This is a genomic window from Allocoprococcus comes, from assembly GCF_013300725.1.
Classification (GTDB): domain Bacteria; phylum Bacillota; class Clostridia; order Lachnospirales; family Lachnospiraceae; genus Allocoprococcus; species Allocoprococcus comes_A.
This window is the reverse complement of sequence record NZ_JAAIMM010000028.1, coordinates 28,102-43,693: the sequence shown is the minus strand read 5'-3', so window position 1 is coordinate 43,693 and position 15,592 is coordinate 28,102. Positions and strand designations below refer to the sequence as shown.

The following is a 15,592-nucleotide window of genomic DNA, read 5'->3' as shown; positions in this document are numbered from 1 at the left end:
TAGTATACAGGTAAATCCACGTTGCTACAAATGTGAGGTCACTTCATATTATCTATTGTAAAAGTATAAGAAACAGGATGGTTTATTTGATCATCCGACTGATAAACCACTTTATAAGTGTCACTCCAGGGAGTAACTGTTTTTAAAATTCTATATTCATATCCAAAATCTGAAAGTGCATGGATCGAGTCTGAAAAAATGTCCGGAATACGCAGGATAACGATAGTAAATCCCCAGAAATACTCTTGATCATTTTTATCTTTCAGGTAGACTGGATTGCGGACGGCAATTCCATATCCGCCCTGTTTCAATTTGAAGGGACCTTGTGTAATGATTGTATGGTTGTCTCTAGCATAACAGGAAATCTTTCCACGGTCTTTATCATGGATCAGATCAATCTTACCTGCCTCATTTCCAGCAGCCGGATAAATATCGGTTACAACACCATTAGGAGCAAGTTGTATGCTTTCAATAGAATCAGATATAAGATTTCCGGCAATCGTTTCAAAATGATAGATGTCACCATCTTCACTTATTAAGATCTGCTTCAAAGCATCCGTAATCTCAATTCCAGCTGTAATTTCATTCTTTATGCGTTCACCATAGGTGACTACATTTAATTGTGCTGTTATGTGTCTCTGCTCTTTTTCATGGGTGTCTGTTTTGTATACAATTAAACTAACAAGGCATATGCCCAGTAAAAAACCGATAAGAGGCACAAGTGTTTTCTTTTTCACCTGGTTCACCTCATTTTATCCATGGGATTTTTTATAATGAAGCATTATATCACAAAAGTTGAAAGACAGAATAAGTTTTCCGAAAAAAACAACAAGTTTTTTACGTTAAAGCGATAATGCTTTTTCTTCTATGCAAAGAAATATGGGCGTAAAATAAAATTAGTTTTCAAATAAAAAATAATAAGTGAAATGGCAAATCAGACGAAAGTCTGAGACGCAAAGCTAAAGGGCCTGTTAAATGGCAGCAAGAAACCTTGGAGAAATGATGAAGGATTTGTCATCATGGGAATGAAGTATTTCCTTTTGAATGCAGATAGTTTAGAGTTCTGACATCTGTTATTAATGAAACAGATCAAAAACCCTGTTCTTTCATGAGTGAAAGTCTGTATACACGTCTGCCGGTTTCTTCATAATGCTGGTCCAGAAGAGCACAGGTTGCCTGGATATCGTTAATCCGGATGGCCTCCAACAGGCATTGGTGTGTCCATACTGCAGTGCCTCCGTTATGAGCGGTACTTGGATCCGGTGTGTTTGGTTCTAAGCATTTGACATTCTGAAGCGTTTCAGCATCTCCGCTTAACAGTCCAAAGCGATTGGCATTCTGAACCGAGAGGAACATGGCACCATTCAGTGGACTCAGCAACTCCCACATTTTGGTCAGTCGGTTAAGCTGGGCTGAGCGAATGATCTGCAGGTGGAATTTCTCATCTGCACGAACAGCCTTCATAGTATTACCTTCGAGAATAGCCTTTCGAAATTCTTCAATGCTGGCTTCCATTATCATGAGACTATAGTCACTGAGGAGGCAGTTGCTTTTCTGGATCGCCAGTTTTTCAAGGCTGCCGCGCAGAAAAAAGACTTCATAAGCGTCTTGTGGAGAAAGCAGTGCGACTGTACATCCTTTATTAGGACAGTAATCGACTAAACCTTCGACAGCAAGCTGTCGGAGCGCTTCGCGCACAGGACCTCGGCTGAGCCCGAATTTCCGGGCAATTTCAGCCTCTACCAGTTTTTCCTGAGGCTGAAGGATCCCATTGATGATCTGCTCCCGCAGAGATTCAAGAACAATTTCTGATGTAGTAGTATTTGATGTTTTTCGTTGTTTCTGCATATTTACCTCATAAATTTTCAGAATAAGTATCCGGTTTCAATAGGTGCGCTTGGTTCGTAGTAGAACATACCGCCAATTTTTCGCATGTTCCATTTCCTTACTAATTTAGTAGAAACGACTACACGGATGTCTTTTGTCCGTTAGCTAAAAACTTATTATAATTATAGTAGATTGTTAACTAAAACGAAAGCATTTTTTATGCTGTTAACATTAAGTTGAAATTGTTGACAATCATATTTGCCTGGACTATACTTGGGTTATCAAGCGTAGCTCAAAAATTCTGCATTGTCATAAAAAAAGTAAATCCTAAAGGGGAATAGGAGGCAACGCAGTAATTGATGGATGTCGGACTGTCTGGTTTCCGAATAGTCCGATTTTCAGCAGAGAAGAATAATTATAGTAGGAAGGAGAGAACTTATGAGACTTACAAATTTGACCTGGCCGAAAGCTCAAGAATATTTTGAAAAAAACGATATGGTACTTATTTCTATCGGAAGTATTGAGTGTCACGGCCGTCACATGCCACTAGGAACCGATACACTGATTCCGGAGCATTTGCTGGAGAAAATTGAGAAGAAGAGTGATGTTTTGATTGCTCCGACCATTCCATATGGTTCCTGCCAGTGTTTAGCTCCATATCCGGGTACAATTGATATTGACAATGAGGTACTCTATCAGTTTTGTCGCCAGATTTTTCTGAGTCTGTATCGTCACGGCGCAAGAAAATTCGTTTTTCTGAACGGACATGGCGGAAACATCAAGATGATTGAACGCCTTGGCATGGAATTCGAAGATAAGGGCTGTCTGGTGGCTATGCTTAACTGGTGGCTGATGGCATGGGATATGAACCCGGCGTGGAAAGGCGGCCACGGCGGTGGTGAGGAAACAGCTGCGATTCTTGGAATTGATCCGTCTTTAGTTGATAAGAGTGAGATAGGTGGTGAACTCCAGTTTAAGCACCTGTCTGATAATCTGAAGACAACCGGTTTCCGTTCTGTTGAGTTCAAGGGAGTTAACGTTGATATTATACGCAATACTCCGCATGTAACAGACAGCGGCTGGATCGGACCGGATCATCCGAGTACCGCTACAGAAGAGTGGGGCAAGGAGATGCTTGAGACCACAGCAAACTATATTGTTGATTTCATGGAAGAATTCAAGAACGTAAAACTTTCATAGAGAGGTGTCAGAATGGATAAAAAAACAACGCTGGAAATGATTGCAGCAATTTCAAATGCAAACGGTACATCCGGTTTCGAAGATGAAGTGGTTGCAGCGATTCGTCCTTACGCAGAAGGACTCGGAGAAATTACTGAAGATCGCATGCGCAACCTGTATATCCGCCGTAAAGAAAATAACGGCAAACGTCCGGTTGTTCAGCTTGACGCACATAGTGATGAGGTTGGGTTTATGGTGCAGGCTATCTGCCCAAACGGAACTCTCCGCATCATTCAGATCGGAGGTTGGGTTAACCACAATATTCCGGCTCATAAAGTCTTGGTTCGCAACCGGTTCGGAGAATATATTCCGGGGCTTACTGCCAGCAAGCCTCCGCATTTCATGACAGAGCAGGAGCGTAAAGCACCTCTGGATATGAAAGATATCACGGTAGATGTTGGCGCTGTTTCTAAAGAAGAGGCGGTTGAAAAGTTCGGCATTCGTATCGGTGAACCCGTAGTGCCGGATGTGACATTTACATATTCAGAAACCACAGATCTGATGGTTGGCAAGAGCTTTGACTGCCGTCTGGGATGTGCGGCAATTCTTAAGACTATGCATACCCTGGCTGGTCAGGAGCTGAATGTGGATATTGTTGGCGCTTGTGCAGCACAGGAAGAAGTTGGTGTACGCGGTGCCACCGTGACAGCACAGGTAATCAAGCCGGATATCGCAATTGTTTTTGAAGGCTGCCCGGCAGATGATACCTGCGTTGAGTCGTATATGGTTCAGACAGCTATCAAGCGAGGACCGATGCTGCGTCACATTGATGCCCGCATGATCACCAATCCGCATTATCAAAGATATGCACTGGATCTGGCAGAAAAGCTTGGTATTCCGGTTCAAGATGCAGTTCGTAGTGCCGGCTCAACCAATGGTGCAGCTATACATCTGACTGAAAAAGCAGTTCCGGTCATCGTTATCGGAGTTCCGGTCCGCTATGCACATACACATTACGGAATTTCAGCTTATAGCGACTTTGATAACGCTGTTAAGCTGGCATGCGAAATTCTTAAAAGACTTGACGAAGAGCAGGTTATGAGTTTTTAAATACAGTATGTAAAAGAAACAGAGCATTTTCGAAACATACTAACAGAGAATTGTATTGCTAAGCTTGAATGTTACCTGAATCATAAACAAAGCATTCGGAAAACTTCAGAGCTAATGGGGGGGCACTCTCGGTCAGTGTCATACCGTTTGCAAAAAATAGTAGAGCTGACGGGGATGGATTTTGAAAATATAGCAGAGATGCTATCCGTTCGAAATAGAATTGTAATATTAAGAATATTGTAATAATTGTAAAAAAACGAATCACGTAATGGATGTGGTTCGTTTTTTATATATTGGCTATAACTGGTACACTTCAAACAAAAATGGAAAAAGCATACAAAAACCATCACTTGCACAGGATATCATTCAGCTGTTTTTATTATAGCTCAGAATAGATGAATGAATCGCATTTGACAAGTGCATAATATATAGTATAATAAAAATGAAATATATAATTTCAAATATGTGAGGTAAAGCGTATGCTATATGACTATATATTAAAAAATTACGAAAAAGATGAGCCAATCTTTTTGTATGAGCTTCCAGGCGATTCCAGAGACTACATTCGTCAGGAAATGAAAAAGCTTGTAGATGACGGAAAATTAGAGCGTTTATTTAATGGTGTCTATTATTTATCGTATACAACGATTCTGGGGACTAAAGGGAAGATGTCGATAGACAAATATGTGGATAAAAAATTTATTAAATCCAATGGCAGAGTGACTGGATATATTACCGGAATTCAGCTTGCAAATATGTATGGATTTACCACTCAAACACCGGCTTGCATAGAGGTGTGCTCAAATGAAGCAACTACAAAACAGAGAAAACTTTGCATTGATGGTAGAAATCTGATCGTTTATAAACCTATTACCGAAATAACAAAGGAAAATCAGGCAGCTCTGCAGTTCTTAGATCTGATGACAACCATCGATAAATACAGTGAGATTTCAGATAATTTATTGAGAATGAAACTAAAAGAATTCGTAAATATCCTGAATGTGGATTTTTCTATTGTAAAAAGATACATTGCGTTATTCCCGGATCGGGTATACCGGAATATTTATCAAGGAGGGCTGATGAGTGAGCTGGTATAGAGAATATAGGAATGAATGGAAAGAAATCATAGAGGCAGTGGCTCGTGAATGTAAAAGAGCTGAACTTATGGTTGAGAAGGACACGGTGCAATCAATGTTTCTATTGGAACTATCGAAGATTAATCTTCCGTTTGTGTTCAAAGGTGGAACCTCTTTGTCAAAAGCATATAATCTGATAGATCGGTTTTCTGAAGATATTGATTTGTCGATGAATCGAAAACCGACGCAGACTGAGAGAAAAGCATCAAAAGAGCATATTATAGAAATTGCAAAATCATTGGGGATGGAACTTACAAATCCAGATCAAATTAAATCAAGACATGATTACAATATGTATGTATTTAGCTATGATTCTCTTTTCTCAGCGAAACCAATGGAAATTATAGTAGAGACCAGTTACTATCAGACAGTATACCCTGTTGATAGACATGAAGTTGGAAGTTTTGTGGGAAAATTCTGTAAAGATAATGGGATATCACTTCCAATTCCGTTTGAAGCAGCGACAGTTATTATGAATGTACAGTCGGTGGAGCGAACTTTTATTGATAAGATATTTGCAATCTGTGATTACCGTATCCAGAATATGCAGGATAGAGATTCACGTCACTTATATGATATTTGTAAATTACTTCCCATAATAAAAATGGATTTGAAACTGGATGAGCTAATTGACACTGTTAGAAATGATAGAATGCATTCAAAGAACAACCCGTCTGCTCAGCTGGAATATAATATTCCAGGAATGTTAAAGGAGATTATTTCCAGCCGATTCTATGAACCAGATTATCGAAATGTGACCCAGAAATTATTATATGAAGATATCGGTTATGATTATGCAATCGAAAATGGTATTGCAGTAGTAGCGGAGTCGGATGTGTTTTTGTACAAGAAAAAATAATGCATTTGTGGTCAATTTATTATCGGCAGTTGGTTGCTACGCTTGAATGTTACCTAAATCATAAACAAAGCATTCGGAAAACTTCAGAGCTAGCAAAAGGTTAAACGTGGAATCCTGATAAATAGGGATACACCAAAAAATAGGGGCTGCCGCACAGCCCCTATTTAGCATACATCTTCAGTAAAAGAATTATTCCTGATCAAGTATGGACTGAATTTGTTTCATTAGTTGCTCGTAGTTTGATTGATCATCGATTCCGCCCATGAAAGGTTCGCCAACGATATTTCCGTCTTTATCTACGAGAACTGTTGTCGGGAATGCCATAATGTTTCCTGCATATTTTCCAACTGTTGAATCGGAATCGAAAGTCAGGTTTTTGTAGGAAGCTCCCTTGGCCTTCAGGATTTCTTTCGCTTCTTTGATACCATCCTGATTATCATCTAATGTATCTGTATTGATACCAACAACTTCACCGCCCATTTTCTTAATTGTATCATTTAATTCATTCAGTTTAGCGAGTTCTTCAACGCAAGGCTTGCATCCACTGAACCAGAAATTTACAACCGTAACTTTATTTTCGGCGAAAAGGCTTTCATCTACATCGTTACCATCCAGGTCTTTCCCTTTGAAACCGTGGAACACACCTGTAGAGTCAGCCGTGTCAGAAGAATTACTGCCGGAAGAATCAGCTGCGGCAATTTCTTTTTCAAGTTTTGCAATTTCTTCTTCAATACCGCGGATCGTTTCAATGTCTTTACTCAGGGTAGCATATTCTTCTTCGGAGAAAGAATCTTTGTTTGATTCTATTGTATTTGCAAGAAAGTCCGCATAATTTTCATTCATGGTATCATCGTCAGTGTTCTTGCTCATAAAGCCAAATGCTTTATCCCATACATCTTTGTGATCTGCAAAGATCTGGTTTTCCTGTTGGTAAAGGTCATTCAGCTTTTCATTCAGATCACCCGAACTGCCTGAATCTGTTGTGGAAGTATCTTCCTGCTTTGAGCTTTCAGTTGTTGCAGAACCGGATGATGTTTTGCAACCTGTGAATGCAAAAAGAATGAAAACGGCAAGAGATGCCGCAATTGCCTTTTTTAATTTCATTGAGTTTGTTCTACTTGTTTTGTTTTTCATGATTTTTAATCTCCTTTGAATATTATTTTAGCTTATTTATTGTCAGCCTGTTTCTTGCCTGAAAATCCGTAATGATAGCAGATTGCATTTGTCGGACAGGCTTTCATACATGCTCCACATCGGATACATTCCGGATGATTTGGTGTATCTACTACATTTACATCCATTTTGCAGGCATGGCTACATTTTTGACAGCTGACACATTTTTCAGGATCCACCTTAATCTTAAGTAATGATATTTTGTTAAACAGCGAGTAGATGGCACCAAGCGGGCAGATCCACTTACAGAATGGACGGTAAAACAAAATGCTTAAGATGATTACAAGTACAAGGATTGTAAACTTAAACGTAAATAAGTGCCCGAGTGCCGCACGGATTCCCGAATTAACAAATGCCAGTGGGATTGCACCTTCAAGTACGCCTTGTGGGCATATGTATTTGCAGAAGAATGGGTCTCCCATCCCCAGCGAATTAGTTACAAATGCCGGAAGCAGTATAACAAAGACGACCAGGACCGCGTATTTCAGATACCGCAGGGGTTTTAGTTTTGCAGTAGACAGTTTCTTACCCGGAATTTTATGCAACAGATCCTGAAACCATCCAAACGGACAGAGAAAACCGCAGATAAATCGTCCTAACAGAACTCCCAGCAAGATAAAAAATCCGGTGATGTAGTAGGTGAACTTGAATTTTGATGAACCGACTACAGCCTGGAAGGCTCCAATCGGACAGGCACCCGTGGCAGCCGGGCAAGAGTAACAGTTCAGTCCGGGTACACAGATTGTTTTTGCCTTTCCCTGATAAATTTTCCCTTTAAACAGATTCGGAATATGAAGATTTGTCAGCAGTGTTGCAGCTGCCTGAAACCATCCGCGGAAACGAACCAGGAAGTTCTTGTTTGATTTTAATTTCTTATCCAATTCCGACACACTCCATACATAATTTTATTGCCTTACTGAGTACAGTTGCAGCTTCTCCACGGTAAATTCCAACAAGGAAAAATACAAGACCGGCTGCAAGTAAAAAAATTTGCGTTGCTTTTTCTGATTTCATTAAGATACCACTTGTTACTGTAAATAGTAACTGCTCCTTTCAATGTTATTGCTCAAAGTCGGCTTATTGACCGTTCAATGGCTATATTATATAATATGGGATGTAAATTCCCTGTTAAGAAAATGGAGAAAAGTAAATTGAGATTATTAGTTGTTGAAGATGAAAAAAAATTATGTGATATGATCGCGAAAAGTCTGCATCTGGCAGGTTATGAGGTGGATACGTGTAATGACGGAGAGCAGGCACTGGAAATGATCTATGCGGAACTGTATGATCTGATCGTGCTTGATCTTAACCTGCCCGGGGTGGATGGGATGGAGATCCTTCGGGAGCTTCGCAAAGAAAATGAAGAGACAAAAGTATTGATCCTGTCTGCGAGAAGTCAGATCGCAGATAAGGTTGAGGGATTGGATTCCGGTGCAAATGATTATATGGAAAAACCATTTCACCTGCAGGAGCTGGAAGCGCGCGTGAGAAGCCTGACAAGAAGAAAATTTGTACAAAAAAATATCTGTCTGGAATGTGGAAAACTTCGATTTGATACGAGAGAAAGGGTTGCATATGCAGACGATAACCCGGTTGTGTTGACGAGAAAAGAAAATGGAATTTTAGAGTATCTCCTTTTAAATCAAGGAAGACCGGTCAGTCAGGAAGAACTGATCGAGCATGTCTGGGATTCTTCTGTGGACAGTTTTAGCGGTTCGATCCGAGTGCATATGTCTTCTTTGAGAAAAAAACTGAAAGCAGGACTCGGATATGATCCAATTGTGAACAAAATCGGTGAGGGCTATAAGATAGGGGGAAATAGCAAAGCATGAAAAAAATATCACTCCAGTGGAAATTAACACTTCTTACAACAGTGTTGATCACCATATTATGCGGATGTCTTACCTTTTTCTTATATAAAAACGGAGTCTATTATTTCGATACACTTCAGGAATCTATCACCGATCAGGGCACAGAGCCGGAATCTGTGTACATTGATATTCCGGATAATGAGTGGGATGACTTTGTGGCACAGTTTTCCATGAAGGTTTATAACTCCAAATCAGATTATAGAAGCAGAAGCCTTCTGATCACTGCTATTGTAGCGCTGTTTGGCGGCGCAGCGACGTATTTTATCAGTGGACGGGCATTGAAACCACTCAGGGAATTTTCAGAGACAGTGGAAAAAGTTCAGGCACAGAATCTGAAAGATTATACGATCGAAGAGAATAAGATTGCAGAGCTGGACAGACTTCGCATATCTTACAATAAAATGCTTATGCGGCTTTCAGAATCATTCGAGACGCAGCGCCGGTTTACGGGAAATGCAGCACATGAGTTACGTACTCCACTGGCTTTAATCCAGGCACAACTGGATCTATACCATACAACAGAACATCCGGAGAGTACAACAGCGGCAGAAGAGACAATTCAGATGGTAACGGAGCAGAATGAACGTCTTAGCAAGTTGGTCCGAACGCTTTTGGATATGAGCGAATTACAGACCGTATCACGAAATGACAGAATTGAGCTCCATAGTCTGATTGAGGAAGTGCTGACAGATCTGGAACCGCTGGCACAGGAAAAGAAGGTTGAACTGATACAGAAGTCACAGGGCGCAGGAGAAAAGGCAGATGAAGAATTATTTTTGACAGGAAGTGATATTCTGATTTACAGAATGCTATATAATCTTGTGGAAAATGCGATTAAATATAATCGGGAGAATGGATCCGTTACGGTATCAGCAATAAGGAAGAAGAACGAAGTTGTTCTGACGGTTTCGGATACAGGAAATGGAATTGATGAAGCATTCAGAGAGCAGATCTTCGAACCGTTCTTCCGGGTAGATAAGTCAAGAAGCCGGGAACTCGGAGGTGTGGGGCTTGGACTTGCGATGGTGCGAGAAGTTGTGCGGGTTCATGGCGGAACGATTGAAGTTTATACAAATAAGCATAACGGGACGACATTTGAAGTGAAAATGAGTATGGGGGCAGAATTTGAAAAGCGTCAGATCTAACCTATCTGATTTTTACTGACTTCTTTTCCATTATTTGATAAAATAAAAATGATGTTGGGGTCAAAAGGTATTTTGACACCTTTGATATCAGATTGCTACGTGCTTTGCACTCTCGCAATCCTCAAAAATTACATTATTAAATAACAAAGGAGTTCTTAACGAATGAAAAACACCCAAAAACCACGTATTACCAATCTTTTGATGCTGACCCTTGCCGGTATCATAAATGCTTTTGGCATTACGCTTTTTATGACTCCGGTCAAATTGTATGACAGCGGTATTTCAGGAACATCTATGCTACTGGAACAGCTCACGCCTGCCTATCTGTCACTGTCATTGTTCCTTTTGGTGTTAAACATCCCCTTGTTTCTGATCGGTCTGAAAAGGCAGGGTATTCTGTTTACTTTTTATGCAATCTACGCAGTCACCATCTATTCCCTGTTTGCCTGGCTGATAACCGATGTTTTTCCGATTGACGTCAGCATTGCTTCCCCTCTTGCCGGAACGGACTTACTGCTTTGTGCACTTTTTGGCGGTGTAATCTCCGGAATCGGGAGCGGGCTTGCTATCCGATATGGTGGTGCTATGGACGGTATTGAAGTTATGGCTGTTATCTTTGCCAAACGTATCGGTCTTACCGTCGGAACCTTCGTTATGATATACAACATCGTTTTATACATCATCTGCGGAATTGCACTTAAGAGCTGGGTACTCCCTCTTTATTCAATCGTTGCTTATTTCGCAGCCTTAAAGACGATCGACTATGTGGTAGAAGGAATCGACCGGGATAAATGTGCCATCATCATTACGGCGCATCCGCAGGAAATCTGCAGCGTATTAACCGAAACTTTCAAAAGCGGTATGACGCGTCTGGAAGCAAAGGGTGGTTATTCTAACCTTGACAAAGGAATGATCTTCTTTGTTATTAACCGTTATCAAGTTGTACGGATGCAAGATCTGGTACACAGCCTCGATCCGACAGCTTACATTATCATCAGCGAAGTAGCTGATATCTTCTCGAATAATATGGGAAATGAATAAAGAAACTCGGTCTTCTTCTGCCACTTCAGAGGAAGACCGCATCTTTTTATTTCTCCAGATACGTGTTTTTGTATTCTTCGCGAATTGCTTCCGGCACGAGACTTCCGCCTGTTGCCCATGCAATGTGTGTTGCATTTTTCATTTTCTCTTCAAGATGATTCTCCTGTAAATATTTGCGTGCAGATTCATTCTTTTCAATCTGTATTGGTCCTTCAAAAGAAGCACAGGCACTTGGCTCAAGGAAAATGTTCTCTGTTCCGAGAAGGTCTCTCATATAATCATATAATTTTCCATCGCGGATAGTAAATTCGCCGCCAAGCAGATTTTTCATTACTCTGCCTACAAATCCAGAAGGACGTCCCACGGCAAGCCCGTCTGCATGGGTAAGTCCAGTAAGCCCAATATCCTGTACGGAAATCTCCTGGTTCAGTCCGGTTGCCATTCCGACTAACATACACGGTGCCTGTGTCGGTTCTATGAAAAAGCAGTGTACATGATCGCCGAACAGCAGCTTAAGTCCAAAGCATACACCACCCGGTGCTCCGCCTACTCCGCAAGGAATATATACAAAGAGCGGATGTTCTTCGTCTACTGCAACATTCTTTTCTTCCAACTGCTTTTGCAGACGTTTTGCCGCTACTGCATAACCAAGAAAGAGTGTTTTTGAATTTTCATCATCCACAAAGTAGCTGTTCGGATCTGCATCAGATAAAGCACGTCCGTTTTTCACCGCTTCACTATAATCTGACTCATATTCCTTTACTGTTACCCCGTGGCTTCTGAGCAAGTCTTTTTTCCACTTTTTCGCATCTGCTGACATGTGTACGATCACCTGATAGCCAACTGCTGCACTCATGATTCCGATACTCAGTCCAAGGTTTCCGGTGGAACCAACCTGAATGGTATACTTTTTGAAAAACTCTCTGCATTCTTCACTCGCCAGTTTCTCATAATTGTCTTCCGGACTCAAAATCCCATGCTCTAATGCAAGTTCTTCTGTATGCTTCAAAATCTCATAAATACCGCCGCGTGCCTTGATCGAACCGGCGATTGCCAGATGGCTGTCCTGCTTTAATAATAAGTTTCCTTCCAGATTGCTGTCGTATTTCTCATTCAGCAAATCCTTCATCTTCGGAACCGGTGTCAGAACAGATTCGATGATTCCGTTTCTCTCCTTTGTTTCCGGAAAACATTTCATAATGAACGGTGCAAAACGCTCCAGTCTGTGCTCCGCATCTTCTACATCTTCCATACCAAGTTCAATCTGTTCCATTGCTTCCCCACAAGCTGTTTTGTCCGAATTTTTCCAGAACACCTCTTTTTCACTGCGGATTTCCTTCAGAATCGGTGTTTTTTCTTCCAGCACTTTCAAATCAACCATTGCTTTCATACATTTCTTTCCAAATGACTTTATTCATACCTATATATTACCTTATTTCTTGTATTATGCCTACCACAAAAAAACTGTCAATCCTAAAAAATAGTGTTATAATTAAAATATGTTTAAAAGAAACGGGGTAATAAACATGGGAAAAGAAAGATATTCTATTTTATTCAGCAGCATGACAGGCAATACAAAGGAACTTGCCGACGCGATCCGCGAAATACTTCCGGAAGAAACTCTCGATTATTTTGGTCTATGTAAAGATGCAGATCCGCAGTCAGAAATACTCTATATCGGCTTCTGGACAGACAAAGGAACTGCTGACGAAGCGACAACCACACTGTTAAAATCACTTAGAAATAAAAAAATCTTCTTATTCGGAACAGCCGGCTTTGGTGGAAGCGAAGAGTATTATCAGAAAGTACTTCACAATGTACGTGAAAATATTGATCCGAGCAATCAGATAGTAGGAGAGTATATGTGCCAGGGCAAGATGCCGATGGCTATGAGAGAACGGTATGTGAAAATGAAAGAAGATCCAAACCACAAACCAAATCTTGATATGTTGATTGAAAACTTTGACAGAGCTTTATCTCATCCGGATAAAGCTGATTTAGAGAAACTTCAAAAATCTGTTTTAAGATAAAAGAAAAACGATACCGCAGAAACTCTTATGAAAGAATTTCTGTAGTATCGTCTTTTTTATTCTTCTACCTTCCACTCTCTGGTATCAAAAATGTGAAGATGCAGTGCTTCTGAGATATATCCCAGCAATTCGCAGCCTGCGATACAGTTTCCTTTTTTATCAAGAGACGGTCCATAAATCCCGATTCCCATTTTCTTTTTCGATACGCTAAGCAGGCCGCCGCCAACTCCGCTCTTGGTCGGAATTCCCGTTCTTAATGCAAATTCGCCCGATCCGTCATACATTCCACAGGTGAGCATAATGGTCTGTACCATCCGCACAGTCTGGGATGAGATCAGACGTTTTCCGGTGGAAAGCTGCACTCCGTCATTTGCAAGCAGAAGGCCGAACATTGCCAGATCTCTTGCATTTACCGACATGGAACACATCTTTGTATAAAAGGTAACACTTTCTTCTACATCGGTATCAATGATATCCTTACTTTTTAAAAGATAGGCGATCGCCTTATTTCTTGAGCAAGTTGCCATCTCGGACTGAAATACGGCTTCGTCTACCGCAATCTCCGGATCTTCGCATACGTCCTGCATATACTTCTGCATATCTTCGATGGAATAGTGGTTTACAAGCAGGCTTGCAACCGTGATTGCTCCGGAATTGATCATCGGATTAAAGGGCCGGTTGCTCCGGTTATCCAACTCTACCAGTGAGTTAAAAGCTTCCCCTGACGGCTCCACGCCCACATGATCAAACACAAACTCTGCTCCAAATGTTTCCAGTGCCAGACACAGTGCCATTACTTTAGAAATGGACTGTATCGTAAATCTGTCCTCTGTATTTCCGGTCTCAAATTGATTGCCGTCTATTGTGTAAAGACAGATCCCCAGTTTGTTCTTATCTGCCTTGGCAAGCTCCGGAATATACGATGCGACATTTCCATACCGGGTCACACCTTTTCCGATACGGATGGCATTTTCCAGTATTGTCATAACCTCTTCTGACTTCATTGTATTCTCCTTTTTTCGCTCAATTGTATTCCCCTTACAATTGCTGGTTTCTAAGTACTAACATACATCATTTTCCTGCTTCAATCAACCATCATTTTCGCAAGAATCATACGCCGACATTTACCTGGAACGTCGTTCTTCTGACAGGAGTCGCGTTCATGCTTCTGGCTGTTATCTTAACGAAAGAGGACAAAAAACGCTATAAAAATCTGTATCGAAGATAGACAAAGCTGCCTATTTCAGACAGACCTTCATAAATTCCTGCACAAGTGCAGACGGTTTACGTTCTTTTTTCCAAATAAGAAGGATCTTTGTCATCAGATCGACCTCATCCAGTACCTGACAGGTAAGTCCTTCGCAGAGAGGCTGCATAGACTGCGGGAAAATTGCTGTGGCAAGCCCTTCTTTTACCCAAAGAGTAGCGCCTCTGGCATCATCGCAAAGACAAAATACCTCCGGCACCAGATTTTGTGTATGAAACGCATCCATGATCAGCTTTTCATAACGTCTGTAAAGAATCAGTGGTTTGTGTAACAAATCGGTAAGTGTAAGCGAGGCTGTTGTATTTTCTGACATTGCAGAATTTGATACAGCAATCATCGGCTCCTCATGCAAAATCGCAAATTCGACCTCATCCAGCCGAAGGGGAGTACGGACAACGGAAATGTCAATAATCCCTTCCTGAAGATAATCGTATAATGTATATGTGATCCCGTCGTGAACCTCAAAATTCACGTCGGGATTTTTCTTTGAAAATTCTGCGATAAACGGCATGACTGTGCCGACCGTCGTCGGCGTGATCCCGATTCTCAGAACCCTCTTTTTACCCGTTTGGGACACCTCAAGCTCTGTCGATCTGGCATAATCCAGAAGGCTCGCCGCACGGTCATACAAGAGCTTACCTGCCGCCGTCAGGATCACCCCTTTATGAGTACGCTCAAACAGCTGCACGTTCAGTTCATTTTCCAGCTGCCTGATCTGATAGCTGAGGGGCGGCTGTGACATATTGAGCTTTCTCGCCGCTTCATTGATGCTTCCCGTATTCGCGATTTCCCGGAAATATTCCAGCTGTCTGAGTTCCATTTTCTTTTTTTCCTCCGTTTAGTTATATGATGATGATACCAGGGTCAAAAGGTCAGAAAGCCGATGCAAGCTTGCTTGCGAGAGGATTTTTGACCTCTTGACCCGCCAAAAACATGAATAAGCAATTTATATTT

Annotated in this window: 17 protein-coding genes, 1 pseudogene and 1 riboswitch; of the genes and pseudogenes, 10 read left to right on the top strand and 8 right to left on the bottom strand. The window is 41.2% G+C overall.

Annotated features, from left to right (window positions below; all coding sequences use genetic code 11):
* Window positions 1-38: 38 nt before the first annotated feature.
* Window positions 39-737: a CHASE domain-containing protein gene (locus tag G4407_RS13515; protein WP_173689280.1), complete on the bottom strand. Its 699-nt coding sequence runs from the start codon at window positions 735-737 to the stop codon at window positions 39-41.
* A gap of 181 nt (window positions 738-918) precedes the next feature.
* Window positions 919-994: riboswitch (cyclic di-GMP riboswitch) on the top strand.
* On the opposite strand from G4407_RS13515, the pseudogene G4407_RS17040 reads away from it, so the two are divergent.
* Window positions 969-1,067, top strand: a pseudogene (locus G4407_RS17040) (ATPase); the annotation flags it as partial. Its footprint overlaps the riboswitch before it by 26 nt.
* Before the next feature lie 22 nt (window positions 1,068-1,089).
* On the opposite strand, the gene G4407_RS13505 reads toward G4407_RS17040, so the two are convergent.
* Entirely contained in the window at window positions 1,090-1,848 is a 759-nt protein-coding gene (locus tag G4407_RS13505; protein WP_173689279.1) for a GntR family transcriptional regulator, read from the bottom strand.
* 417 nt (window positions 1,849-2,265) lie between these two features.
* Here G4407_RS13505 and G4407_RS13495 point away from each other — a divergent pair, with 417 nt between their 5' ends.
* The 5 genes from G4407_RS13495 to G4407_RS13475 all read left to right on the top strand — a co-directional run bounded on the left by G4407_RS13495 (window position 2,266) and on the right by G4407_RS13475 (window position 6,111).
* On the top strand, window positions 2,266-3,027 hold the full coding sequence (locus G4407_RS13495) for a creatininase family protein (RefSeq protein WP_173689278.1): 762 nt from the start codon (window positions 2,266-2,268) through the stop codon (window positions 3,025-3,027).
* A 12-nt stretch (window positions 3,028-3,039) separates the two neighbouring features.
* Window positions 3,040-4,116 (top strand): M42 family metallopeptidase, encoded by a 1,077-nt coding sequence (locus G4407_RS13490; protein ID WP_008371255.1) that lies wholly within the window; start codon window positions 3,040-3,042, stop codon window positions 4,114-4,116.
* Window positions 4,117-4,359, top strand: coding sequence for a helix-turn-helix domain-containing protein (locus tag G4407_RS17185; RefSeq protein WP_173689285.1), 243 nt, complete (start codon window positions 4,117-4,119; stop codon window positions 4,357-4,359). It abuts the gene before it with no gap.
* A 236-nt stretch (window positions 4,360-4,595) separates the two neighbouring features.
* The gene (locus G4407_RS13480; RefSeq protein ID WP_173689277.1) at window positions 4,596-5,213 is read left to right on the top strand and encodes a hypothetical protein; all 618 of its coding nucleotides are present in this window, start codon (window positions 4,596-4,598) and stop codon (window positions 5,211-5,213) included.
* Complete coding sequence (locus G4407_RS13475) at window positions 5,200-6,111, top strand: nucleotidyl transferase AbiEii/AbiGii toxin family protein (protein ID WP_173689276.1); 912 nt, start codon at window positions 5,200-5,202, stop codon at window positions 6,109-6,111. Before G4407_RS13480 ends, G4407_RS13475 begins: the two co-directional genes overlap by 14 nt.
* Before the next feature lie 189 nt (window positions 6,112-6,300).
* Here G4407_RS13475 and G4407_RS13470 read toward each other — a convergent pair whose 3' ends face one another.
* Genes G4407_RS13470 through G4407_RS13460 form a run of 3 tightly spaced genes read right to left on the bottom strand, consistent with a single transcriptional unit; the run spans window position 6,301 to window position 8,298 of the window.
* Window positions 6,301-7,245, bottom strand: coding sequence for a TlpA disulfide reductase family protein (locus tag G4407_RS13470; protein WP_173689275.1), 945 nt, complete (start codon window positions 7,243-7,245; stop codon window positions 6,301-6,303).
* 32 nt (window positions 7,246-7,277) lie between these two features.
* Complete coding sequence (locus G4407_RS13465) at window positions 7,278-8,165, bottom strand: 4Fe-4S binding protein (protein ID WP_173689274.1); 888 nt, start codon at window positions 8,163-8,165, stop codon at window positions 7,278-7,280.
* Complete coding sequence (locus G4407_RS13460; protein ID WP_055155946.1) at window positions 8,158-8,298, bottom strand: CD1871A family CXXC motif-containing protein; 141 nt, start codon at window positions 8,296-8,298, stop codon at window positions 8,158-8,160. Before G4407_RS13460 ends, G4407_RS13465 begins: the two co-directional genes overlap by 8 nt.
* Window positions 8,299-8,375: 77 nt before the next feature.
* Between G4407_RS13460 and G4407_RS13455 the strand changes: the two genes are divergently transcribed.
* The 3 genes from G4407_RS13455 to G4407_RS13445 all read left to right on the top strand — a co-directional run bounded on the left by G4407_RS13455 (window position 8,376) and on the right by G4407_RS13445 (window position 11,341).
* Window positions 8,376-9,116, top strand: a complete 741-nt coding sequence (locus tag G4407_RS13455; protein ID WP_173689273.1) for a response regulator transcription factor — start codon at window positions 8,376-8,378, stop codon at window positions 9,114-9,116.
* Window positions 9,113-10,300, top strand: coding sequence for a sensor histidine kinase (locus G4407_RS13450; protein ID WP_173689272.1), 1,188 nt, complete (start codon window positions 9,113-9,115; stop codon window positions 10,298-10,300). Before G4407_RS13455 ends, G4407_RS13450 begins: the two co-directional genes overlap by 4 nt.
* Before the next feature lie 162 nt (window positions 10,301-10,462).
* On the top strand, window positions 10,463-11,341 hold the full coding sequence (locus G4407_RS13445) for a YitT family protein (RefSeq protein ID WP_173689271.1): 879 nt from the start codon (window positions 10,463-10,465) through the stop codon (window positions 11,339-11,341).
* Between the two features lie 46 nt (window positions 11,342-11,387).
* Here G4407_RS13445 and G4407_RS13440 read toward each other — a convergent pair whose 3' ends face one another.
* Complete coding sequence (locus G4407_RS13440; RefSeq protein ID WP_330586089.1) at window positions 11,388-12,731, bottom strand: D-serine ammonia-lyase; 1,344 nt, start codon at window positions 12,729-12,731, stop codon at window positions 11,388-11,390.
* 136 nt (window positions 12,732-12,867) lie between these two features.
* Between G4407_RS13440 and bilS the strand changes: the two genes are divergently transcribed.
* Window positions 12,868-13,371: a flavodoxin family protein BilS gene (gene bilS / locus G4407_RS13435; RefSeq protein WP_022220512.1), complete on the top strand. Its 504-nt coding sequence runs from the start codon at window positions 12,868-12,870 to the stop codon at window positions 13,369-13,371.
* A gap of 56 nt (window positions 13,372-13,427) precedes the next feature.
* Here the strand turns inward: bilS and glsA are convergent, their stop codons facing one another.
* On the bottom strand, window positions 13,428-14,375 hold the full coding sequence (glsA, locus tag G4407_RS13430; RefSeq protein WP_243259253.1) for a glutaminase A: 948 nt from the start codon (window positions 14,373-14,375) through the stop codon (window positions 13,428-13,430).
* Between the two features lie 234 nt (window positions 14,376-14,609).
* Window positions 14,610-15,458: a LysR family transcriptional regulator gene (locus G4407_RS13425; protein WP_173689270.1), complete on the bottom strand. Its 849-nt coding sequence runs from the start codon at window positions 15,456-15,458 to the stop codon at window positions 14,610-14,612.
* Between the last annotated feature and the right edge of the window lie 134 nt (window positions 15,459-15,592).